This is a genomic window from Nocardia mikamii NBRC 108933, assembly GCF_001613505.1.
Taxonomy (GTDB): domain Bacteria; phylum Actinomycetota; class Actinomycetes; order Mycobacteriales; family Mycobacteriaceae; genus Nocardia; species Nocardia mikamii.
Genome location: NZ_BDCM01000014.1, coordinates 510478 through 532007 on the forward strand (window position 1 = coordinate 510478; position 21530 = coordinate 532007).

17 protein-coding genes are annotated in these 21530 nt (G+C 70.0%); 9 read left to right on the forward strand and 8 right to left on the reverse strand.

What is annotated here, in order from left to right:
* Positions 1-14: 14 nt before the first annotated feature.
* Positions 15-377, reverse strand: a complete 363-nt coding sequence (locus NMI01S_RS23935; protein ID WP_063001049.1) for an MmcQ/YjbR family DNA-binding protein — start codon at positions 375-377, stop codon at positions 15-17.
* 54 nt (positions 378-431) lie between these two features.
* Positions 432-1343 (reverse strand): LLM class F420-dependent oxidoreductase, encoded by a 912-nt coding sequence (locus NMI01S_RS23940; protein WP_063000624.1) that lies wholly within the window; start codon positions 1341-1343, stop codon positions 432-434.
* Positions 1344-1513: 170 nt separating this feature from the next.
* On the opposite strand from NMI01S_RS23940, the gene NMI01S_RS23945 reads away from it, so the two are divergent.
* Entirely contained in the window at positions 1514-3796 is a 2283-nt protein-coding gene (locus NMI01S_RS23945; protein ID WP_063001051.1) for a LuxR C-terminal-related transcriptional regulator, read from the forward strand.
* Between the two features lie 268 nt (positions 3797-4064).
* Here NMI01S_RS23945 and hsaA read toward each other — a convergent pair whose 3' ends face one another.
* Positions 4065-5228, reverse strand: coding sequence for a 3-hydroxy-9,10-secoandrosta-1,3,5(10)-triene-9,17-dione monooxygenase oxygenase subunit (hsaA, locus tag NMI01S_RS23950; protein WP_063000626.1), 1164 nt, complete (start codon positions 5226-5228; stop codon positions 4065-4067).
* A gap of 272 nt (positions 5229-5500) precedes the next feature.
* Between hsaA and NMI01S_RS36040 the strand changes: the two genes are divergently transcribed.
* The 3 genes from NMI01S_RS36040 to NMI01S_RS23965 all read left to right on the forward strand — a co-directional run bounded on the left by NMI01S_RS36040 (position 5501) and on the right by NMI01S_RS23965 (position 10488).
* Positions 5501-7915 carry a PEP-utilizing enzyme gene (locus NMI01S_RS36040; protein ID WP_157126330.1) on the forward strand — a complete coding sequence of 805 codons (2415 nt, stop codon included), beginning with the start codon at positions 5501-5503 and terminating at the stop codon, positions 7913-7915.
* Between the two features lie 91 nt (positions 7916-8006).
* Entirely contained in the window at positions 8007-8939 is a 933-nt protein-coding gene (locus NMI01S_RS23960; RefSeq protein ID WP_245716991.1) for a tyrosine-protein phosphatase, read from the forward strand.
* Positions 8940-9012: 73 nt separating this feature from the next.
* On the forward strand, positions 9013-10488 hold the full coding sequence (locus NMI01S_RS23965) for an FAD-dependent oxidoreductase (protein ID WP_063000630.1): 1476 nt from the start codon (positions 9013-9015) through the stop codon (positions 10486-10488).
* Between the two features lie 33 nt (positions 10489-10521).
* On the opposite strand, the gene NMI01S_RS23970 is transcribed toward NMI01S_RS23965, so the two are convergent.
* On the reverse strand, positions 10522-11544 hold the full coding sequence (locus NMI01S_RS23970) for a GlxA family transcriptional regulator (RefSeq protein ID WP_063000632.1): 1023 nt from the start codon (positions 11542-11544) through the stop codon (positions 10522-10524).
* A 71-nt stretch (positions 11545-11615) separates the two neighbouring features.
* Here NMI01S_RS23970 and NMI01S_RS23975 point away from each other — a divergent pair, with 71 nt between their 5' ends.
* From NMI01S_RS23975 to NMI01S_RS23985, 3 genes are all read left to right on the forward strand, one after another.
* Positions 11616-13004 (forward strand): MFS transporter, encoded by a 1389-nt coding sequence (locus NMI01S_RS23975; protein ID WP_157126331.1) that lies wholly within the window; start codon positions 11616-11618, stop codon positions 13002-13004.
* 60 nt (positions 13005-13064) lie between these two features.
* Positions 13065-14048, forward strand: a complete 984-nt coding sequence (locus NMI01S_RS23980; protein WP_063000634.1) for a GlxA family transcriptional regulator — start codon at positions 13065-13067, stop codon at positions 14046-14048.
* 90 nt (positions 14049-14138) lie between these two features.
* Positions 14139-14744 carry an isochorismatase family protein gene (locus NMI01S_RS23985; protein ID WP_063000636.1) on the forward strand — a complete coding sequence of 202 codons (606 nt, stop codon included), beginning with the start codon at positions 14139-14141 and terminating at the stop codon, positions 14742-14744.
* Between the two features lie 168 nt (positions 14745-14912).
* Here NMI01S_RS23985 and NMI01S_RS23990 read toward each other — a convergent pair whose 3' ends face one another.
* Entirely contained in the window at positions 14913-15362 is a 450-nt protein-coding gene (locus NMI01S_RS23990; protein WP_063000638.1) for a thioredoxin family protein, read from the reverse strand.
* Between the two features lie 128 nt (positions 15363-15490).
* On the opposite strand from NMI01S_RS23990, the gene NMI01S_RS23995 reads away from it, so the two are divergent.
* Complete coding sequence (locus NMI01S_RS23995) at positions 15491-15676, forward strand: hypothetical protein (protein WP_036499560.1); 186 nt, start codon at positions 15491-15493, stop codon at positions 15674-15676.
* Between the two features lie 9 nt (positions 15677-15685).
* On the opposite strand, the gene NMI01S_RS24000 is transcribed toward NMI01S_RS23995, so the two are convergent.
* Together NMI01S_RS24000 and NMI01S_RS35395 are read right to left on the reverse strand one after the other, a co-directional pair.
* Positions 15686-16468, reverse strand: a complete 783-nt coding sequence (locus NMI01S_RS24000; protein WP_063000640.1) for a tyrosine-protein phosphatase — start codon at positions 16466-16468, stop codon at positions 15686-15688.
* Complete coding sequence (locus NMI01S_RS35395) at positions 16458-18587, reverse strand: pyruvate, phosphate dikinase (RefSeq protein WP_063920831.1); 2130 nt, start codon at positions 18585-18587, stop codon at positions 16458-16460. The genes NMI01S_RS24000 and NMI01S_RS35395 overlap by 11 nt, the downstream gene beginning before the upstream one ends.
* Before the next feature lie 276 nt (positions 18588-18863).
* Between NMI01S_RS35395 and NMI01S_RS24010 the strand changes: the two genes are divergently transcribed.
* Positions 18864-20561 carry an AMP-binding protein gene (locus NMI01S_RS24010; protein WP_063920847.1) on the forward strand — a complete coding sequence of 566 codons (1698 nt, stop codon included), beginning with the start codon at positions 18864-18866 and terminating at the stop codon, positions 20559-20561.
* 143 nt (positions 20562-20704) lie between these two features.
* Here NMI01S_RS24010 and NMI01S_RS24015 read toward each other — a convergent pair whose 3' ends face one another.
* Positions 20705-21526 carry an SDR family NAD(P)-dependent oxidoreductase gene (locus NMI01S_RS24015; protein ID WP_063000644.1) on the reverse strand — a complete coding sequence of 274 codons (822 nt, stop codon included), beginning with the start codon at positions 21524-21526 and terminating at the stop codon, positions 20705-20707.
* Positions 21527-21530: the final 4 nt, after the last annotated feature.

The window sequence follows — 21530 nt, forward strand, 5'->3', positions numbered from 1 at the left end:
GGATTCAGCGCGATTCAGAGGCGGTGTTCGGCCAGCCAGCGCCGGGCCCGCGTCGCCGAGGCCCGGGAGAGCCAGGCGTCCTGGACGACCTCGCGCAATTCGTCGAGATCGAGTTCACCGATGTGGGCCCCGCGCAGCAGTACCGATAGATGCCCGTCGAAATGAGCGGTGGTGAAGAACGGCGAATCCGGATCCTGAACGAGTGCACGCTTGTCCGATTCCGACGGCACCCAGAAGACGATCACATCGGGGTACCGTTCGCCGGTGTCCGGATCGACGGCGTCCGGGCGCGGGGTGCGGAAGAAGATGAACGACTTGGCCCCGACCTGAAAGACCGGATTGCCGCTCGAACCCCGCACCACCGTGACGTGCGGCATCGCGAGGGCGAGTTCTTCCACGTCCTCGATCCGCGCCCGGCGCGCCACGGTCGCTCAGTCCGCCAGCTGGGTGAGCAGCTTGCGGGTGCGCTCGGCGGCCTGCCCGCCGACGAACGGGGCGGCCACGAATTCCGTGGCGCCGGCGGCGAACACCTTCTCGATGCGGGCTGCCACCTGCTCCTCGGTACCGATGATCGCCAGATCGGCCGGCCCTTCGGCGCCCTCGCGATCCATCATGGCCCGATACGAAGGCAGCGAACCGTAGGCGGCGAAGACGGTGGCGGCCCGCTCCCGGCCGCGCTCCACATCGTCGGTGACCAGCACCGGCAGCGAGCAGACCACCCGCGGTGCCGGCCGGCCGGCTTCGGCGGCGGCCGCGGTGATGGTGGGTGCGATGTGGTCGGCGATGGTCGCGGGGCCGGTCATCCACAGCACGGTGCCGTCGGTGCGCCGCGCCGCCAGTTTCAGCATCTGGGTTCCCATGGCGGCCACGAGCACCGGGATCCGCCCGGTCTCCCCCGCGGTCAGGCCGAGGTTCGCGCTCAGGGTCTCGCCCTGGTAGGTCACCGGCTGCCCGTCGAGCAGCGGCCCGAGAATCGACAGGTACTCCTTCATGTGCCGGGCCGGGCGGCCGAAGTCGTAGCCGAACATGTTCTCGATGACGATCTGGTGCGACAGGCCGATCCCCAGGGTGAGCCGGCCGCGGCCGACCGCGAGCGCGGTGGTGACGGCCTGCTGTGCCAGGGCGCCCGGGTGCCGCGGATAGGTCGGCACCACGGCCGTGCCGAGTTCGATGTTCGGCACCTTGCTGCCGGCGACGGCGAGCGCGGTCAGCGCGTCGAGACCGAAGATGTGCGACAGCCACGCCGATTCGAAACCCTCGCCGGTCACCTGCTGCAGTTCGTCGGTCAGGCGCACCAGCGCATCCGGTCCGGTCTGTTCGCTGAGCATGATGCCGATCCGCACGGGGAGCCTCCTGGGGACGAGGGGTCTGTGGGTTCGCGGCCCGGGGGGACCGCGGCGCGAGCCTCGGTTCGCGGTCTCAGCCTATTCCCGTTCTCACCGTCCGCGGGCATGCGGGACCGACATCGCCGATGTGGTCCGAACGCGTTTCGATCACGATAGGGTTGGCGATCATGGCGCGGCGTGTCACCGGGAATCTTCCCGCCGAGGTCACCAGTTTCGTCGGCCGCCGCGACGAACTGGCCACCGCGAAACGGCTGCTGCCCGCGACCCGCGTGCTGACTCTGCTCGGCCCGGGTGGTGTGGGTAAGACGCGGCTGTCGCGGCAGGTCGGCGCGGCGATGGCGCGCGCCTTCCCGGACGGGGTGTGGCTGGTCGAATTGGCCGATGTGCACGATCCCGATCTGGTCACCCTCAGCGTCGCCGAGGCGTTGGCTCTGCGCGACGACACCACCGCGCCGCTCGACCGGCTCACCGAGTTCCTCGCCAGCAAACGACTCCTGCTGATCCTGGACAACTGCGAACATCTCATCGACGCGTGCGCGGCGCTGGTCGCCCATCTCGTCGCCGCGACCCCCGAGGTGCGGGTGCTGGCGACCAGTCGCGAGGTGCTGGGCATACCCGGTGAGCAGGTGATGCCGATTCCGCCGCTGTCGGTCGCCGACGTCGACAGCGATGCGATGCGACTGCTGGTGGAGCGGGCCACCGCGGCGAATCCGGATTTCACCTTCACCCCCGCCAACCGCGACACCCTCGCCGCGATCTGCCAGCGCCTCGACGGCATCCCGCTGGCGCTGGAACTGGCGGCGTTGCGGTTCCGGGTGTTCACGCCCGAGCAGATTCGCGACCGGCTCGACGACACCATGGACCTGCTCAGCGCCGGACCGCGCACCGCACCGCAGCGTCAGCAGACCATCGAGGGCGCGATCCGCTGGAGTTACGAACTGTGCACGCCCGCGGAACAGCGGTTGTGGCAACAGCTGTCGGTCTTCGCCGGTGGTTTCGACATCGAGGCCGCCGAGGCGGTGTGCCTGCTGCCACCGGGGCCGCAGGGATTGCTCGACGCGCTGACCGGCCTGGTCGACAAGTCGGTGCTGCGGTTGCGGTACGACGTTGTGGCGCCGCGCTATTCGATGCTGGAGCCGATCCGGCAATTCGGCCACGACCGCCTCGTCGAACACGGTGACGAACGCCGGATGCGGGCCCGCCACCGCGATCACTACCGCGGACTGGCATTGCGCGGGCAGACCGCGTACTGGAGTTCCGACGATCTCGCGTGGTTCCGCGAATTGGCCCGCGAGCACGCCAATCTGCGTTCGGCCCTGCAGTTCTCGATGCTCGACGCACCGCAGCTGGCGATGGAGACCGCGACCGTGCTGCGGCCGTTCTGGGAGCACTACCGGTTCCTGTCCGAGGGGTATCGATGGCTGACCGACGCCCTGGCCCGGAATCCGGAACCGAGCTGGGAGCGGGCGCGGGCGCTGTCGTCGGCGGCCTCGCTGGCAGCGCTGCTGTCGGATCGGGAGTCGGCGGCGCGGCTGGCGAGCGAATGCGTCACCGTGGCCACCGATCTGGGCGCCACCGACATCCTCGCCGAGGCGGAACTGGATGCGGCACTGATCGATTTCACCGATGCCGATACCGCCGGTGCCCTGCGCCGCAGCGGTGAGGCGATCCGGCTGGCGCGTGCCGACGAGCATCACGCCACCGAAATGGACAGTCTCGCTTTCGGTTTCATGTGCGCGACCCTGCTGGAGGACCCGCGCGCGACCGAGATGGCACGGGAGTTCCATGCGCTCACGCAGCGCTACGGTCCACACATGCTGGGTGGGCTGGCGCTGTGGACGCTCGGTATCGATCAGTGGCGGCTGGGTGATCAGGATGCCGCCGACGACTACCTCGGGCGCGCGATCGAGGAGTTCGCGCTGTTCGATCGATGTGTGTGGCTGGCTTCGGGATTCGACGGTATGGCGTGGTCGGCCGCCGCCCGCGGTGATATGGAGCGGTCGGCCCGGCTGATGGGTGCGGCCGAGACGCTGCAGCGCAGTACGGTGCGGTTGGCCCACACGATTACCAGCGCGGTGGGCGAAAAGGTGCGCGACGAGGTCCGGAACGCGCTGGGCGACAGCGGTTTCCGCGCCGCATACGACACCGGTGCCGCGATGACGCTCCCGGCGGCGATCGATTTCGCGCTGGGCCGCGGGCCCGCCCCCGAGGAACCGGCCGCCGCGCCCGCACGCGCCACGCCCGTCGACACCGCGGCGCTGTCGCTGCTCACCCGCCGGGAGAAGGATGTGGCCCGGCTGGTCGCCGCCGGGCACAGCAACAAACGCATCGCGGCCGATCTGGTGATCTCGGTGCGCACCGCCGAGACCCATGTCGAGCACATCCTGACCAAACTCGGCTTCACCTCGCGTACCCAGATCGCGGGCTGGGCGCGCGACCACGGACTGTAACGGGCAGGGGCTTCAGCAGACGCAGGATTTCGCGGCACGGGCGGGAAACGGCGATGGCCGCCGCACCCTCGTGAGGTGCGGCGGCCACTGCGGCGTCAGCGCGAAAAGATCAGCGCGCGTTCACCATCCGCTGTGCGGGACGTCGATCACGGCGCGTTCGAACGCGTCCTCGCGCTCGACCTGAACCCCGGTGCCCGCAGCGGGAGAAGATCCGCAGATCGGCGCGGGCAGCCGGCGGGCGGGCAGCAGTGCGCCGTCCGCCGGTCCCTCAGACCATCCGTTCTGTGACCTCGACGCCCATCTCACCCTGACCGTACATCGCCAGCGCGCGCTCGACGTCGTTGATCACGTGCGCGTTGCCGGCGTGGGCGTCGCGCCAGTTGCGTTCGATCACATTGGGTTTGCGGATCGAGTGGCCGCCGGAGTTCTCGAACAGCAGATCGATCGCGTAGATCGCGCGTTCGGTGCCACGCACCTGGTCGCGGCGGGTCCGCAAGCGCAGCTCGTAGGGAATCTCCTCGCCCGCTTCGGCGTAGCGCAGCTGCTCGCTGATATTGCGTTCTTGCTGCAGGATGGCGGCGTCGATCTCCGAGGCGGCACGCGCGATCCGCACCTGCGCGAACGGATCGTCGGCCACCTTCTGCCCGCCGTAGGACAGCCGGACGCGCTCGCGCTGGCGCTGCAGATGCGATTCGTAGGCGCCTTGCGCGGCGCCGATGATCGGCGCGGTGATGGTGTTGGAGAACACGCTGGCGAACGAGATCCGGTACAGCGCGGCGGTGTTCACCTCCTGGCCGGGGCCCACCAGCGCGGACTGATCGGCGGCGCTGTACGCGCGATAGGCGGGGATGAACGCCTTCTCGACGATGATGTCGTTACTTCCGGTGCCCGACAGGCCCGACACGTGCCAGACATCCTCGATCCGGTAGTCGGCGCGCGGAACCAGTACTGTCAGGTAGTCGGCTCCCCCCTTGTCGTTCGGCACCACCGCGCCGAGGAACGCCCAGTCGGCGTGGTCGCACCCGGAGGAGAAGCTCCACCGCCCACTCATCTCGAAGCCGCCGTCGACGGGGGTCAGCTTGCCGGTGGGCGCATACGACGAGGAGACCAGGGTGTCGGGATTCTCGCCCCACACATCCTGCTGAGCCCGCGGATCGAACAACGCCAGCTGCCACGGATGCGCACCCAGCACGGACGACACCCACGCCGTCGACGGGCAGACGGTCGCGATCGCGCGAATCACCTCGTAGAAGGCGACCGGTGACTCCTCCGCACCACCGAAGCGGCTCGGCTGCAACATCCGGAACACGCCCGCCTCGGTCAGCTCGCGGATCGTCTCGGCGGGCACCCGCCGCTCCTGCTCGGCCGTCACCGCCCGTTCCCCGATCGCCGGGAGCAGGTCCCGTACCCGATCGAGCACCTTGTTAGTCATTGCCGGCGTTCCTCCCTGCCTCTGCGCTGCCACGCACTGGGTCGATGCCTCGACGGTAGGGGCGGGCGGGAGTGACGGGCCCGAGCAGTCCCGATCATCGGAATACAGGGCCCGAGACCCCGCCGGAGCGAAGCGCGGGCCGCACCACAACCTCACTCAGCGAAACGGCGCGCCCGCTGACCGGGACTTCGCGCGGGCGCCCCGCAATCCACTCGTCATGGTGTGTGAACGGCGTCACGTTCGTGGGTGGCGCACGCGAGGAGGAAAAGTCGATGCGGGTCCTGATCACCGGAGTCACCACACCCACCGGTCGCGCGGTGGCGCGCATGCTGGCGGCCGCCGGGCACGACGTCGTCGGAGCCGACCGGGTTCGGCACCGGTATGTGGATCCGCGGATCGAGGTGCATATCGCCGATCCGGGCAGTGCCGGCGCCTACCGCGGCATCGTCGACGGTTGCGACGTGGTGCTGGACGTTTCGGACGGTCCGGTCGCGGCGGTGGCCGCCGCGGCGCAGGAGGCCGGCGCCCGGCTGATCGTGCTCGCCTCGCCCGACCGGGAAAACCTGGCCCGCACGGCCGTCGCGGCCGCCGGCGCGCCGGCGTTGCTGGTTCGTCCCGCCTGGGTGGCCGGCCGGCGCACCGAGGGCAGTCGCCCGGTCGTCCGGACCCTGCTGAATGCGGGCGGCTCGCAGCGGATTCCGCTCGTGCACACCGACGACGTGGAACGCTTCCTGGTGCTCGCCGCGACCTCCGACCGCACCGGCGTGGTGGATCTCGTTGCGCCCGAGCTCGTTTCCGGCTCGCAGGCGAGGGCGATGCTGCGGAAGGCCGGTCTGCGGATTCCGCCTCGCGTCCCGGGCACCGGCGGCGTTCGCCTTCGCGATCTCGACCCCGCCGCGGCACAGGGTGGCTGGGATTTCCGCTACGGCTGGACCGGCCCCGAAGTGGTCGAGGACATCGTGCGCGGTCTGATCGGCCGCCGCCCGCACGGTACCGGCTTCCGCGCCCGCCGCGGCGCGATCCCGTTGACCGACTATGTGATTCCCGCGCGCGCGAAGACGTCCGACGGGCATCCGCTGGAGGTGGCCGCCCCCGAAGGGCTGGAGGGCGAATTCGACGACCGCGTCGATCCGCGCATCCCGGTGCACACCGCCACCAATACCTCCGAGGCGCTGCCCGGCCCGATGAGCCCGCTCACCATCGACCTGCAGGCGGGGGCGATCCGGCTCGCCAACGCCGCGATGGGCCATATGATCGCCCTGGACGGCATCGCCCTGGAGCATTGGACCAGCCGCGTCACCTCGGTGCTCGGCCACCACATCTTCATCAACGCCTCGATCGGCGTCCTCGCCGCGGACAACATGCCGGGCTGGGACGAGGACAGCATCCGCCGCGACGTGTACGGCGCCATCCCGCCCGAGGTCCCGTTGCAGCCTCAGGGCCGTCCGCCGATGCCGACCGGACTGGGCAGCACGTGGGGTACGGCCAAGGCCACCGGCCGGGTGCTGGCGACGGCACTGCGCTTCGGCGCCACCACCGAAACCATCAACGCCGCCTCACATCGAGAGGCGCTGTCCCGCACCGACATCGAGAAGCTGACCGACGCGCAACTGCACGCCCGGGCACTGTTGTGGCGAGATCGGCTCAATCAGTCGTGGGCGGCGGCCTCGATCGGCGTCATGCTGGTCGGCGCCGCGACGGCCATGCACGCACGGGGCAAGGACGACCCGGACGTGCCGATCGACGTGAACCGCCTCGAATCGGCGCGACCGATGCTGGCGGTGGAACGGCTGGCCGCGGTCTGCCGCGACGAGCCCGCGGTCCACGAGGCCGCCCGGGCCGGCGATGTCGCCCTGGCCCGCAGTCGCTCGGCCCGCTTCGCGCAGGCCCTCGATGCCGAGCTGGCGGTGGTGGGCCACCGCGGCCCCGGAGAATGCGAATTCCTCAACCCGACCTTCGGCGACCGCCCCGAACTGCTGGTCACCGCCGCCGCCCGGGCCGCCGAACTCCCGGCGCCGAAGCGCGACGCGGTCCCCGAGCCGACCGCGCGCACCGCGCGGATGGCCGTCGGCGCCACGGTCTCGCGGGAACGCGTCCGCGATGCGGTGGTGCGATACACGAACTGCCTGCGCATGGCAGCCCGCGAGCTGGCAGCGCGACTGGTCGATCGGCACGAACTCAACAATGTCGACGATGCCTGGTTCCTCACGCTCGACGAATTGCTGTGGGCCCCGGCGGATCTGAAGGACCGCGTAGCCCGCCGGCGCGAGGAGCGGGTGCGGCTGCAGGCGGTGCGGATGCCGGATCTGGTGGTCGGCCGCTGGGAACCGCAGCCGATCTCGGGGGCGCTCGCCGTCGGCGAGAGCCTCACCGGGACCGGGGTCAGCGCCGGGGTCGTGGAGGGCACCGTGAAGTTGGTGCTGAGCTCCGACGACGATATCGAGCCCGGCGACATCCTGGTCGCCTCGGTCACCGACACCGGCCATACCGCGATGTTCGCCTACGCCGCCGCGGTGGTCACCGATATCGGCGGCTCGGCCTCGCATGCGGCGATCGTGGCCCGCGAGTTCGGCATTCCGTGCGTGGTGGACACCAAAACCGCCAGCACAGGACTGTCCGACGGCCAGCGGGTGCGGGTCGACGGCGCCGCCGGAACCGTCACGCTGCTGGCCGACGCCGAGGCCTGAGGCTCGCCGATTCGACGCCGCGCGAACGTATCCGCGGCTCAGACGTGGTCCGTCGTCGATCCGGCGGACCTCGAGGAAAGGAACACCACCCGTGCCGATTTCGCATGTCCTGCGGGGGTCGGTGGCCGGTCTGGCCGCCGCGCTCATCGCCGTCCTGCCCGCCGCGACCACCCCGGCATTCGCCGCACCGCCACTGGTCCATACCGCGCCGGCCACGTCGGATCAGCAACAGTCCCTGGGTATTTCCGCGCCCAACGCCCGCGATATCGGTGGCTATCCGACGCAGCACGGGGGCGGGAAGATCCGGTTCGGCCTGGTCTACCGCTCCGACGCGCTCAACCGGTTGACGCCCGCCGATCAGCAGAAGCTGGCCTCGCTGCAGATCGGCAAGGCCATCGACTTCCGGAGCCCGAACGAGATGAAGGCCGCCCCGGATCAGCTGCCGTCGTCGATTCCCTACAGCGCGCAGTCGATCTGGGATCCGAACAACGACTTCTATCTCATGGTGTCGAGCACCATCGCCGGCGGACCGCAGGTGCAGCAGGACAAGCTCGGGGACGGGAAGGCCGCGCAGATCATGCGCGACTACTACCGCTGGCTGGTCACCGACGGTGCGGCGCGGGCCCAGTTCTCCGCGGCGCTGAAGGAGATCGCGAGTTCCCCGAATGCGGTGCTCTATCACTGCACCTCGGGTAAGGACCGCACCGGCTGGATGACGGCGATCCTGATGTCGGCCCTGGATGTGCCCAAGGGACAGATCTACAAGGATTATCTGGCGTCCAACGACTATCTGGCCGCGAGCAACAAGGCGCAGATGGATGCGCTGGTGCAGCGCGGACTGGTCACCGATCCGTCGCTGTTCGCGCCGATCCTGGGCGTGCAGGCCGATTATCTGGACGCCTCCTTCGACCAGGTCCGCCAGGCGTACGGATCCTTCGATCGGTTCCTGTCGGACAGCCTGGGTGTGGACTCCGCGACGGTCGACGCCCTGAAGGCCAAGCTGCTGGACAAGCCGGGCCGCTGAGCCCACCCGCATTCGACCACCGGCACGCCGCGCTCATCGTCGGGCGCGGCGTGCCGCCGAGGAGAGGCAGACCATGTCGGTTCATTCGGTGACGCCGCGCTCGTCGACCGAGATCACCCGCTACGACCTGGATACCGATGTACTGGTCGTCGGCTACGGATGTGCCGGGGCCGCAGCGGCGTTCGAGGCCGCGTGCACGGGCGCCCGGGTGCTGGTGCTCGACCGCGCGGGCGGTCCGGGCGGCTCGTCGGCGATGTCGGGCGGTGAGATCTACCTCGGCGGCGGCACTCCGATCCAAACCGCGTGCGGATTCGACGACACCCCCGACGATATGGCCGCCTACCTGACCGCCGCCCTCGGCCCCGGCGCCGACACCGCGAAGATCACCGACTACTGCGAGCACAGCGTCGGGCATTTCCACTGGCTGGTCGACCGCGGCGTACCGTTCAAGCCGTCGCTGTGGGACGCCCCGGCCTGGGTGCCGCCCACCGACGACGGCCTGATGTGGCTCGGCGAGAACAGCTGGCCCTTCACCGAGATCGCCCGCCCCGCCCCGCGCGGACATCGGCCCACCGCCAACGACTTCGGTGGTCGGCTGCTGATGCAATGTCTCACCGCCGCGACCGAATCGGCCGGGGTGACAACCCTGTTCGACACCGCCGCCACCGCGCTGATTCTCGCCGGCGACGGCGCCGTCACCGGCGTGGTCGCCCGGCAGTACGGCCGGGAGGTGACGATTCGAGTACGGCGCGGCTGTGTCCTCACCACGGGCGGATTCGTCGACAACGACGAGATGCTCGCCGCGCACGCCCCGCTGCTGCTCGGCCATACCAAGGTCAGCGCCGGGACCGACGACGGCAGCGGCATCCGGATGGCGCAGGCGGCGGGTGCGGCGGTGCGGCACATGGCGACGGGGCAAGTGGGGATTTCCCTGATTCCCGGATTGGCCGCGCGCGGAATTCTGGTGAACGACAGCGGACAGCGCTTCGTCAACGAGGACACCTACCCGGGCCGCATCGGGCAGGCGGCGCTGTTCACGCAGGGCATGCGGGTATGGGTGGTGGTCGACGAGGAAGCGTTCGAGGCCGTGCCGGAAGAACAGCGCTGGGGTGTGCAGCCGACCCATATGGCCGAAACGGCCGACGAACTCGGCGCCGCGATGGGGCTGCCGCCGGGCGCGCTGGAAGCGACACTGCACCGCTACAACGAATTCGCCGCTGCCGGAACGGATCCCGACCGGAACAAGGCGGCGCGGTGGTTACGGCCGCTGCGCACCCCGCTGGCGGCCATCGATGTGCGGGCCGGGATTCGACCGCCCGCCGAAGCCGGCGACCGCCGCGGCACCGGTGCGTCGGTGTTCACCCTCGGCGGCCTGCACACCGACGCGCACGGCCGCGTCCTGAATATCGATGGCGCCGTCATGCCCGGACTGTTCGCCGCCGGTCGCGCGGCGGTCAATCTGCACGGGCAGGGCTATATCAGCGGGACGTCGCTCGGCGACGGAACGTTCTTCGGCCGGCGAGCGGGAATCGCTGCGGCACAGGGGTAGTCGTCAGCGACGGACCAGTGTCGCGGTATCGGTCTACGCGTGTTCCGCCGCGACGATCACCTCGTGCCGATTGCTCCGGTGCGAGCGACGGTATTCGCTCGGTGACACACCCACCTCGCGGCCGAAGTGGGTGCGCAGATTCGCCGCACTGCCCAGGCCACAGCGTTCGGCCACCACGTCGACGGCGAAGTCGGTGGTTTCCAGCAACTCTCGGGCCCGGATGATGCGCTGGGTGAGCAGCCAGCGCAGCGGTGTCGTCCCCAGTTCGGCATGGAATCGGCGGGCCAGGGTCCGCTCGCTGAGTCCGCTGTGCCGGGCCAGGTCGCCCACGGTCAGCACGGTGTCGAGCCGGGTCAGCGCCCACTGGAGGGTGGCGGCCACGCCCGGATCGGCGGCGTCGAGCGGCACCGGATTCCGCAGATACTGTGCCTGCCCGCCCGAGCGGTGCGGCGGCACCACCAGCCCGCGCGCCGCGGCATTGGCGACGTGGGAGCCGAGGTCCTTGCGGATCAGGTGGATACACAGATCCATCCCGGCCATGGTTCCCGCACTGGTGAGAATCTGCCCGTCGTCGATGTAGAGCACACTCGCGTCGACATCGAGGTGTGGATACCGTTCCAGCAGCGCCGGGACATGCTTCCAATGGGTGGTCATGCGGCGCCCGTCGAGCAGGCCGGCCGCCGCGAGAACGAAGGCGCCCGAACACAATGCGGCGATGCGCGCTCCCGCCTCGTAAGCCGCGCGCACCGCCGCCACCAGTTCGGCGGGCGGATCCTCGCGCACATTCGGGGTCGCGGGTACGACGACGGTGTCGGCGGCGATCAGATCGTCGTAGTCGTAATCGGTCAGCGTGACGAACGGATCGCGCAGCGTCGCGTGCCGGGTGCCGCGAGGGCCGCACAGCCGCAGCCGATACCAGTGCTCGGCATCGATGCCGGGCGGCGGTTCGAAGAACACCTGGTACGGGATCGCGACCTCGAACACCGGCTGGCCCGGCGCCACCGCGACCGCCACCGTTCCGGGTTGTCCGGATTCGCACACCGTGTCCGCAGTCATGTCAGAAATCTAGCGCATATTGGCTACTCTGCCACTCGATCCCGCGATCCAGCGGCTGAATAGTTGCATGCATGACAATTACGGCCAATGCTCGCGCGGATGCGCCGCTCACCGAATCGCCGCGGCGGTGGCGGATTCTGGCGGTCGCGAGCGTCGCGCAATTCCTCGCGATCCTCGACCTCTTCGCGGTCACCGTCGCCTTCCCGACCCTGCAGACCTCGTTCACCGGCGCCTCCCCGAACACGGTGTCCTGGGTGCTCAACGCCTACACGATCGTGATGGCCGCACTGCTGGTCCCCGCGGGCCGTCTCGCCGACGACACCGGCCGCCGGCGTGGATTCCTCATCGGCATCACACTTTTCGGCGTGGCGTCGATCGGCTGCGCGGTCGCGCCGACACTGATCGTGTTGATCGCCGCGCGGGTCGTGCAGGCAGCGGCGGCGGCGCTGCTGGTTCCGACCGGCCTCGGACTGGTGCTGCCCTCCTTCGACGTGCGAGAACATCCGACGGTGATGGGCATCTGGACGGCGATCGCCGCGGCGGGCGCCAGCAGCGGCCCGGTGGTCGGCGGCCTGCTGCTCGAATGGAGCTGGCGATGGATCTTCTGGCTGAACGTGCCGATCACGCTGGCGGCGCTCGCTGTGGGATCGCGGGTGTTGCCCGATATCCGGGCGCGCGTGCGGCGCCGGCTCGATCTGCTCGGCGCCGCACTGATTCTCGGCGCCACCGCGGCGCTGACCACCGTCTTCGTCCAGGGCGCGGCGTGGGGGTACGGGTCGGCGGCCACGCTGGGCACACTGGCCGGAGCGATCGCGCTCGCGGCGGCGTTCACCTACCACGTGCGGCACCACCCCGATCCGGTGGTGAGTCCGGCGGTGCTGCGGCACAGCATGTTTCGCATCGCCACCCTCGGCGTGTTCTGCTACTACCTGGCCTTCGCCGCGCTCTTGCTCTCGGGCACTCTGTACCTCACCGCGCAATGGCATTACTCCGAGCTGCGGGCCAGCCTCGGTATCGCACCGATTCCGATCAGCTGCCTGCTGGTGTCACCACTGTCCGGCCGCGTCGTCGCTCGCATCGGCGCCCGTGCCTCGGCCGCGCTGGGTGGGCTCGCCATCGCGGCGGGCGCGGGGTGGTGGATCGCGCTGAGCGGGTGCGGCGCATCGTATCCGCTGGTCTTCCTCCCGGGAGCCGTTCTCGCGGGCGTCAGTACGGCCCTGCTGCAACCGCCGCTGTTCGGCGCCTCGTCGCTGCTGCCGCCGGATCAGTTGTCCCTGGGCTCGGGCACGCTGATGATGGCGCGCCAGACCGCGTCGGCACTCGGCGTCGCCGTGCTGACCGCGATCCTCAGCCGCACCGCGGGCTACGAGCTCGCCGATTTCCGCGCCGGCTGGCTCTATATGGCAGCCATGGGATTGCTGGCGTCGGGAGCCGGGTGGGCGTTCCGTCCGCGTACATGACCGGATCCGACAGTGATCCGTCGTTGCGATCGCTACCGGGCAACCCAGAGGATGGGAGGCATGTCATCGAAGCATCGTGTGGTTATCGCGGCCTTTCCGGACGTGGATCTGCTCGACGTCACCGGGCCGGCGGAGGTGTTCGCACTAGCCAATCGGGAAAGCGGCGGTAGCGCCGACTACGAGGTGTTACTAGCCGGACCGGATCGAGGTGTGGTGCGCACCTCGGCCGGTATCCGGGTACTCACCGATCTGGCCTTCGACGACATCGACACGGGCATCGACACTCTCATCGTGCCGGGCGCGGTGGACCCGACCCCGTCCGGCCCGGTCGCGCGGGTCGACGAGGATGTGGTGCGCTGGCTGCGCGAGGTCGCGCCACGTACCGGACGGATCGCGTCGGTGTGTGTGGGTGCGCATCTGCTAGCCGCCGCCGGACTGCTGGACGGGAGGACGGCCACCACCCATTGGTCGACGGCCGGACAGCTGGCCGCGGACCATCCACGGGTCGTGGTGGATCCCGATCCGATCTTCGTGCGTTCGGGCCGGGTGTGGACCGGCGCGGGAATCAGCGCCTGCCTGGATCTCGCCATGGCACTGGTCGCCGACGACCACGGTGAGGACCTGGCGTTGTCGGTCGCCCGGCAACTCGTCGTCTATCTGCGCCGCCAGGGCGGCCAGAGTCAGTTCAGTGTGCCGCTGAGCCGTCCGGCACCGGCCCGCCGCGATATCGAACAACTACGCACCTACATCGCGGAAAATCTCGACGCCGATCTGTCCGCCGCCGCCCTGGCGAACCGAATGTGCCTGAGCGAAAGGCATTTCGCGCGCGTGTTCCGGCAGGAGATGGGGCTCACCGTGGCCGCCTACGTCGAAGCCGCCCGCGTCGAGTCGGCGCGACGGTTGCTGGAAACCAGCGACTTCCCGCTCTCGCGCGTCGCCCGGTCCGCCGGATTGGGCTCGGTGGAGACCCTGCACCGGGCGTTCCTGCGGCGGCTGGGCACCAACCCCGGCGCCTACCGCCGGCGGTTCCGCACCTCCGCCTGATCGCATCCACGACGACCGGACCGGGCGCCTGCCCGGCCCGGCGCTCACCCCTGCCCGAAACACCCTGTCCTCCTGGGAAAGAAGGTAACCATGTCCGCCGTCGCCACTCCTCTGCGCCGGGTCGTCGGCCTCGACGACGAGCTGCCCCGCCTGGCCGATGCCACCGTCGTCATGATCGATTTCCAGAACACCTACCGCGAGGGAGTGATGCGGCTTCCCGAGGCCGATGCGGCACTCGCGGCCGGTGCCCGGCTGCTGGCCGCGGCCCGCGCACTGCACCGCCCCGTCGTGCACATCGTCAACGACGGCGGCCCCGGCACCCCCTACGATGTCGGCTCCGATATCGGTGCCATCATCGCCGAGGTCGCCCCCGCGGCGGGAGAACCGGTGGTGGTCAAGAACTTTCCCGACGCCTTCCACGAGACGGACCTGCACGACATGCTGCGGCGTACGGCTGCCGGGCCGGATCTGGTCCTGGCCGGATTCATGACCCACATGTGCGTCGCGTTCACCGCGCAGGGAGCGTTCAATCGCGGCTACCATCCCACCGTCGTCGCGGAGGCCTGCGCCACCCGCTCCCTGGCCGCCCCGGATGGAACACCCTTGTCGGCGGATGCGGTGCACGCGGCAGCGCTGACCACGATCAGCGACTTGTTCGGTCGCGTCGCCCCGACCGTCGCGAGCCTGATCGACTGACATCATGGACCGAGGGCGATCGGAACGGTGAAATTCTTCCGGCCGGAGAAGGGCTGGGGCGCGATAGACGCGGCGGAACTCCCGGACGGCTGCGACGCACAGTTCTCGATACCGCGCCACCCGGGTGCGCCGCCTCGACCGGGCCGATCACCACAGGTCGGCCGGGACCTAGCCAGGGCTCAGACCCGGCCAGCCGTAGTTCGGGCGGCCGGTGGCGGCTCCCGCGCGGGCCATCGGCGGGGCGGGCGCGGTGACGGCCGCGGTCTGCACGCCGAGTTCGCGGCGCATCTCGTCCATGTCGAGCCAGCGGATCTGCTGGATGACCTCTTCCAATTGCGCGGCGGTCCGGAAGCCCGGATCGGAGTAGACGAGCAGGCCCTCGCGGAAGGCGACGAGGGTCGGCAGGCTGCTGATCCGGGCGGCGGCGGTGAGAGCCTGCTCCGCCTCGGTGTCGACGGTGGCGTGCACGATTTCCGGGTGCGCGGCCGCGGAGTCGGCGAAGATCGGGGCGAAGCGGGTGCACCAACCGCACCAGGAGGCCCAGAAGTCGACGAGCACGATCGGATGAGTCGCGATCACCCGCTCGAAGTTCTGCTGGGTCAACGGTTGGGTGGGCATGGATTCCTCCCGGCGTCGGCCATCGTCGATTCCGGATTCTCCCACGGATCGCCGGTCACAGCAGGGCTCGACGGGACGGCGGCCGCCGAGCGCTGTCGGACGGCCGCCCGGCTGGGTATCGTGGAGTCATGGGTATGGGCGACCACCCGCAACGAACACCGCTCTACGGCGTGGTGCTGCTGTTGGGCGTTCTGATCCTGGGTATCTGGGTGCACGAGCTGCCGTATGTCGGCCTGCAGGTCCTGGCCTACATTCTGCTCGTCATGATTGCCGCACCCGCCTTCGTGATGACCTTCCGCGATTATTCGCGGTGAGGGTATCCACTACCCGGTGACCAGGGCGTACCGCAACATCGTCAGCTCCTCGGCCGTCAGCCCGTGCTCGCGTAGCCAGCGGGCGGCACCGCCGTGGTCGCGGCGCAGGTCGTCGAGGAACCGCAGCATCACCGCCGCTTCGACGGCCAGAATTCCGGTACTCGTCGGCGGCAGCCCGGAATACGAGTTCAGCGCGTCGAGCCGGTTGCGTACCCGCGTCATTCGCTCGTTGGTGAGGGCGTAGTCCGCCGCGATCACCTCCGGCGCCACCCCCACCGCGTCGAGCAGTACCGCGGCCAGCACCCCGGTGCGATCCTTACCTGCCGCGCAATGGAATACGACCGCCTGCCGGTCGGCATCGGCGACCAGCCGCGCCGCGGTGACGATCTCCTCCGGGCTGCCGGCGAGCAGCTGGCCGTACAGCTGTGCCAGATCCACGCGCGTCTTGTCCGGCACCAGATCCCGTGCGGCGAGGGAGGATTGCGCCGATTTGCGGACCGGCAGATTCACCTTCTCGATGGCCGTGGCGGCCAGCAGGCCGTACCCTTCCCGTTCCACCTCGTCGGGCAGCCGCAGGTCGATCAGGGTACGCATCCCGACCGAGCCCAGCAGCAGCGCGACATCCGCCTCGGTCGCCTGCTGCAGGGTGCTCGACCGCAGCGCCACGCCGAATCGGGTCGTACCGCCGCCGCCGACCGGCAGTCCGCCCAGATCGCGGACGTTGTCGATTTCCTCGAAGTCGACCCAGCGCCGGGTCGCGTCGAATTCCTGGGCGATCGGATTACTCGGCACGGCCGGCCGCCGCTTCGTCGGCCCGGCTGAGCCCGCACAGCCCGATCAGATCTTCGTGCAGTTCGAACCACACGGTGTGATAGCTGTCCATGATCGGCCGCGCCACCCAGGCGTGGTCACCGCCGGCGATCCGCTCGACGGCCGTCTCCAGCCGCTCGCGGTACCGGGCCAGCCGCGGTGCGATCGATCCCAGCCGCTCGGCCAGGGGGCGCACCCGGGTGTGCAGTTCGGTGAGCCGGTCCAGCACTGCCGCATCGTATTCGGCGTCGCCGTGGTCGTTGGGGGTGGACGCGTCCTTCATCTGCCACGCGGTCACGATTTCCTTCAGCTCGGCGTTGACCACGCAGAAGTCCTCGTAGGCGGCGGCCATGGCGGCGGTGTCGACCTCGCCGCGCTCGGCGGACAGCAACTCGCCCAGACGATTTCGCCCTTCGGGAGTCAACCGCACACCCGCGGGGGTGTCGGCGCACAATCCGCCGGCCACCAGGTCCGCACAGCGCGCGCTCACCGCGTCCGCCTCGCCGCCCAGGCTGGCGGCCACGGCGTCACCGCGCACCCGGCCCTTCACCCCGATCAGGCGCAGCAGTTCCAGCTCGCTTACGGTTCGCGTAACCGACTGTGCCACAACGACTTCCGCATCGTCGGCGAGGGCTCCCGCGAGATCGTCGGGCGCCACTCCCGCCCATTCGGCGAGTCTGCGCACATCGTCGAGGACCGCGCCGTCCACATCTCCACCGGCGACCTCGCCCGCCCACACCACACCGGCGCCGCCGTCGACCGTGACACTGCGTCCCGCGAGCGCGTCCACGACACCCGGTCCGCATCCGACGACACACGGCCGCCCGAGTTCCCGGCTCACCAGGGCCGCATGCGAGGTGGTGCCACCCAATTCGGTGACGACGGCGCGGGCCGCGATCATGCCGGGCAGATCATCGGGACTGGTCGTCGGCCGGACCAGGACGACGTTCTCCCCCGCCGCCGCGCGCACCTCCGCCTCATCGGGATCGGTGACCACGACACCGAAAGCCAGACCCGGGCACGCGGATTCGCCCCGGGCCAGCGCTTCGCCCGCATCCGCCGCCGTGGTCGCGGGCTGCAGGACGGCGCGAATCTGGTCGGCCCCGACCCGCTGCAGCGCCTCCGCCGCCGTGATCAGGCCTTCCTCCGCCATCGCGACCGCGGCTCGCACCGCCGCCCGCGCCGAACGTTTCGCCGGACGCGACTGCAGCATCCACAACGTGCCGGATTCGACGGTGAATTCGATGTCCTGGATATCGCGTCCGTCGCGTTCGAGCAGTTCCGCGGCGGCGATCAGCCGATCGTGCACCTGGGGCTGGGTGGCGGCGAGGTCGCTCAGCGGCCGCGGCGTGGTGCGACCCGACACCACGTCCTCGCCCTGCCCGCCGACCAGCCATTCGCCGTAGGCCGGCCCGTCACCGGTATTCGGGTTGCGGCTGAACAGCACGCCCGTCCCGGACGCGTCGTCGAGGTTGCCGAACACCATCGCCTGCACGGTGACGGCGGTGCCGAGATCGTCGGAGACGCCGCGGTTGCGCCGATACGCTTTGGCGCGCACCGAATCCCACGACCGGAATACCGCGGTGATCGCCGCGCGCAGCTGTTCCCACGGGTCCGCCGGCACCACGCCGTCGGGTGACTGCAGCACCGTCTCGCGATACTGCGCCCGGAAACGCCGATGCGTATCGGCGGCATAGTCGGCGCCGGCGGTCGCCGCGGCGAGCGCCTGTTCGACGCCGTCGTTGATGCCGAGGTTGAGAACGGTGTCCATCATGCCGGGCATACTGACCGCCGCGCCCGAGCGCACGGAGACCAGCAGCGGCCGGCGGATCGAGCCGAACGTGCGGCCGGTGCCGTGCTCGAGCATGGCGACGCCGTCGCAGACCGCCTGCCAGATGTCGTCGGCGATCGCGCCGCGCTCGGTGAAATCACGCCACGCGTCGGTGGTGAGCACGAATGCCGGCGGCACCGGCAGCCCGAGCCCGCGCATGTGGTTGATACTCCAGGCCTTGCCACCGATCCGGTCCCGCGACAACGGGCAATTGCCGTCCAGTCCGACGACGGTTTCCGATCGTTGGGCCAGCTCCGCACCCGCGGTCATGTCACTCCTTCGGTCCATCCATCGAGGCATCGAACCCCCTGCCGCCCCGGTCATCCTTCGAGAGTGCCGCCCGACCGTCCTCGTCCAGTAGCGATGGTCCCGCTGAGCGGATGCGGGAACCACCGGCGCTCCCGTGATACCACTGACCGGGACTGGCGGTGTGCGAACGGCCTGCGCGGCACCAGCCTGCGGCACCATGGGCCGTGGACCGCCCGACCGGCGGCCGGCGAGGTGTGTTCGACAGTGTGTATCCGGACGGCGATGGTGTGCGAAGAGATGACGGCGGAGCCCGCGACGATTCCGGCTCTGGTTTCCGCACAGGCACGCCGGAACGGGTCGACCGTCGCGATCGTCGAGGGCCGCACCCGCCTCACCTACGCCGAACTCCACGCCGAGGCGCTACGGGTGACCCGCGCCGCGATGGCCCGCGGGCTGGCCGCCGGGGACCGGGTCGCGATCTGGGCGCCCAACAGCGCCCGCTGGATCGTGACGGCCGTCGGCCTGCTCGGCGCCGGCGCCACCCTGGTGCCGATCGGCACCCGGCTGCGCGGACGGGAGGCCGCGGCGATTCTGCGCCGCACCCGATGCCGCGGATTGTTCACGGTGCGCGGATTCCTGGGCATCGACTACCCGAGCCTGCTCGCGGACCAAGGCCCCTTGCCGGACCTCGGATTCACGGTCCTGCTCTCCGACACGCACGCAGCGGGCGACACTCCCACATCGACGTCCGGCGACGAGGCGGACCCGCCGACCGGCGCCATCGAGCCGGCCACCGGTTCGCAGCTGCGGCGGCGCGACCGGCGCGAGCCCGGTGGATGCGCTCCCCGCCAGCCCGGTCGGTGCGAGAGCGCACCGGCCGGCTGGCGAAACTTCATCGCCGGCGCCGCTCGAATCCGGTCCTCGGATGCCGAATCGCGAATGGCCGCACTACCTTCCGACGCGATCAGCGACATCCTCTTCACCTCCGGCACGACGGGCTCCCCCAAAGGGGTACTCACCACCCACCGGCAAACCCTGACCGTGCTGGACCGGTGGGCGAGCGCGGTCACCCTGCGGCACGGCGACCGCTGCCTGCTGCCGAATCCGTTCTCGCACACCTTCGGATACAAGGCGGGCGTCGTGGCTTGCCTGTCGCGGGCGGCCACCATGTTTCCGGTGCCGGTATTCGATCCGCGATCCGCGGCGGATCTCATGGCGGCCGAGCGGATCACCGTCCTCGCCGGCCCGCCGACGATTTTCCTCGATCTGCTCGCGACAGGGCGGTCGTTTCCGGCGCTGCGGCTGGCCGGCACGGGCGGGACGGCGATTCCGGCGGAGCTGATCGCCCGGATGCGTGCCGACCTCGGAGCCGATCGGGTGTTCACCGCCTACGGTCTCACCGAATCGGTCGGCGTGGTCGCGGTCTGCCCGCCCGGTACGGATATCGAGCGCACCGCGCATACCGTAGGTAAAGCATTGCCGGGCAGCGAGATTCGAATTCTGGACGCCGACGGCCGCGACGTGCCGGCCGGTACGTCCGGCCGGATCGTGGTGCGCGGCCCGAACGTGATGTGCGGATATCTCGACGACCCCGCCGCCACCGCCACCGCCGTCGACCCGGACGGCTGGCTGCGTACGGGCGATATCGGCGCCCTCGATTCCGGCGGTTGGCTGCGGGTCACCGACCGGCTCGAGGATATGTTCATCGTCGGCGGGTTCAACGTCCATCCGGCCGAGGTCGAACAGACGCTGCGCCGCTATCCGGGGATCGCCGAGGTGGCGGTCGTCGGCGTGCCCGACGAGCGTCTCGGAGAGGTCGGCGCCGCCTTCGTCGTTCCCTCCGGAACGGCGCCGTTCGACGCGGACGGCCTGCTCGCGTGGTGTCGCACCCGCTTGGCCGGATACAAGATTCCCCGCACGGTGCGGATCCTCCCCCGCTTGCCGCGTACGACCGCGGGCAAAGTGAACAAGCGCCGATTACGGTACGCGCCTTGATAAAAGGATGCCGCTGTCGGTAGCGAAGCGCGGGCCGGGACGACCTCGACCGTCGCTGCCGGCTCACGCACCTCAGCTTCCGGACCGGAACCACCGCGGCCGGGCCGGCGATTCACGCGATCACCGACCCGGCCGCGAGTGGCCTACTTGCTGACCTCGTTGCGCATCTGCGCGGTGAGGATCTTCTGATATCCGGAGCCGAAGATCCGCGGCAGCAGGTCGATCATCCGGGCGTCGTTGCCGATCAGCACCTTCGCCTTGTCCTTGCGGATGCCGTCGACGATCGCCTTGGCGGCCTGTTCCGGACTGGTCTTGGCGAGCCGGTCGAAGTTGGCGGCCAGCGCGTCGCGATCTCGGGTGGCGCCCGCGCGCGCCTTCCACGCGATCTCGGTCTGGATCATGCCGGGGTGGACGCAGCTCACCGCGACGTTGTGCCCGGCGATCTTCATCTCCTGGCGCAGCGCGTCGGTGAAACCCCGGATCGCGAACTTCGTCGCGTTGTAGGCACCCTGGGTCGGGCAGGCGGCCAGGCCGAACATGCTCGACACATTGACGATCGCGCCGTCACCGGAGGCGATCACCAGCGGCAGAAAGGCTTTCGTCCCGTGGGCCACGCCCCAGAAGTTGATGTTGACGATCCATTCGAAATCGTCCCAGCTGACCTCTTCGGTGCTGGCGGTCAGTGACACACCCGCGTTGTTGACCACGATGTTCACCCCGCCGAAATCGCCCGCCACCTGGTCGGCATGGGCGTACACCGCGTCGCGGTCGGTGACGTCGAGACGGTAGGCGCGGGCGTGGGCGCCCTTCTTCTCGCACAGTGCGGCGGTCTCGGCGACATTGTCGATATTGCGGCCGGACAGTGCCAGGCGAGCGCCGTGGCCGGCCAGCTCCAGGGCCAGCGCCCGGCCGATACCGGCGCCGGCGCCGGTGATCACGGCGGTCTTACCTGCGAAATTCTTCACCGCG

Coding starts and splice junctions, on each gene's coding strand:
- NMI01S_RS23965 (WP_063000630.1), top strand. CDS start 9,013: ATGTCGGTTCATTCGGTGACGCCGCGCTCGTCGACCGAGATCACCCGC.
- NMI01S_RS23935 (WP_063001049.1), bottom strand. CDS start 377: ATGCCGCACGTCACGGTGGTGCGGGGTTCGAGCGGCAATCCGGTCTTT.
- NMI01S_RS35395 (WP_063920831.1), bottom strand. CDS start 18,587: ATGACCGCGGGTGCGGAGCTGGCCCAACGATCGGAAACCGTCGTCGGA.
- NMI01S_RS23995 (WP_036499560.1), top strand. CDS start 15,491: ATGGGTATGGGCGACCACCCGCAACGAACACCGCTCTACGGCGTGGTG.
- NMI01S_RS23975 (WP_157126331.1), top strand. CDS start 11,616: ATGACAATTACGGCCAATGCTCGCGCGGATGCGCCGCTCACCGAATCG.
- NMI01S_RS24010 (WP_063920847.1), top strand. CDS start 18,864: ATGACGGCGGAGCCCGCGACGATTCCGGCTCTGGTTTCCGCACAGGCA.
- NMI01S_RS36040 (WP_157126330.1), top strand. CDS start 5,501: ATGCGGGTCCTGATCACCGGAGTCACCACACCCACCGGTCGCGCGGTG.
- NMI01S_RS23980 (WP_063000634.1), top strand. CDS start 13,065: ATGTCATCGAAGCATCGTGTGGTTATCGCGGCCTTTCCGGACGTGGAT.
- NMI01S_RS23945 (WP_063001051.1), top strand. CDS start 1,514: ATGGCGCGGCGTGTCACCGGGAATCTTCCCGCCGAGGTCACCAGTTTC.
- NMI01S_RS23970 (WP_063000632.1), bottom strand. CDS start 11,544: ATGACTGCGGACACGGTGTGCGAATCCGGACAACCCGGAACGGTGGCG.
- NMI01S_RS23985 (WP_063000636.1), top strand. CDS start 14,139: ATGTCCGCCGTCGCCACTCCTCTGCGCCGGGTCGTCGGCCTCGACGAC.
- hsaA (WP_063000626.1), bottom strand. CDS start 5,228: ATGACTAACAAGGTGCTCGATCGGGTACGGGACCTGCTCCCGGCGATC.
- NMI01S_RS23990 (WP_063000638.1), bottom strand. CDS start 15,362: ATGCCCACCCAACCGTTGACCCAGCAGAACTTCGAGCGGGTGATCGCG.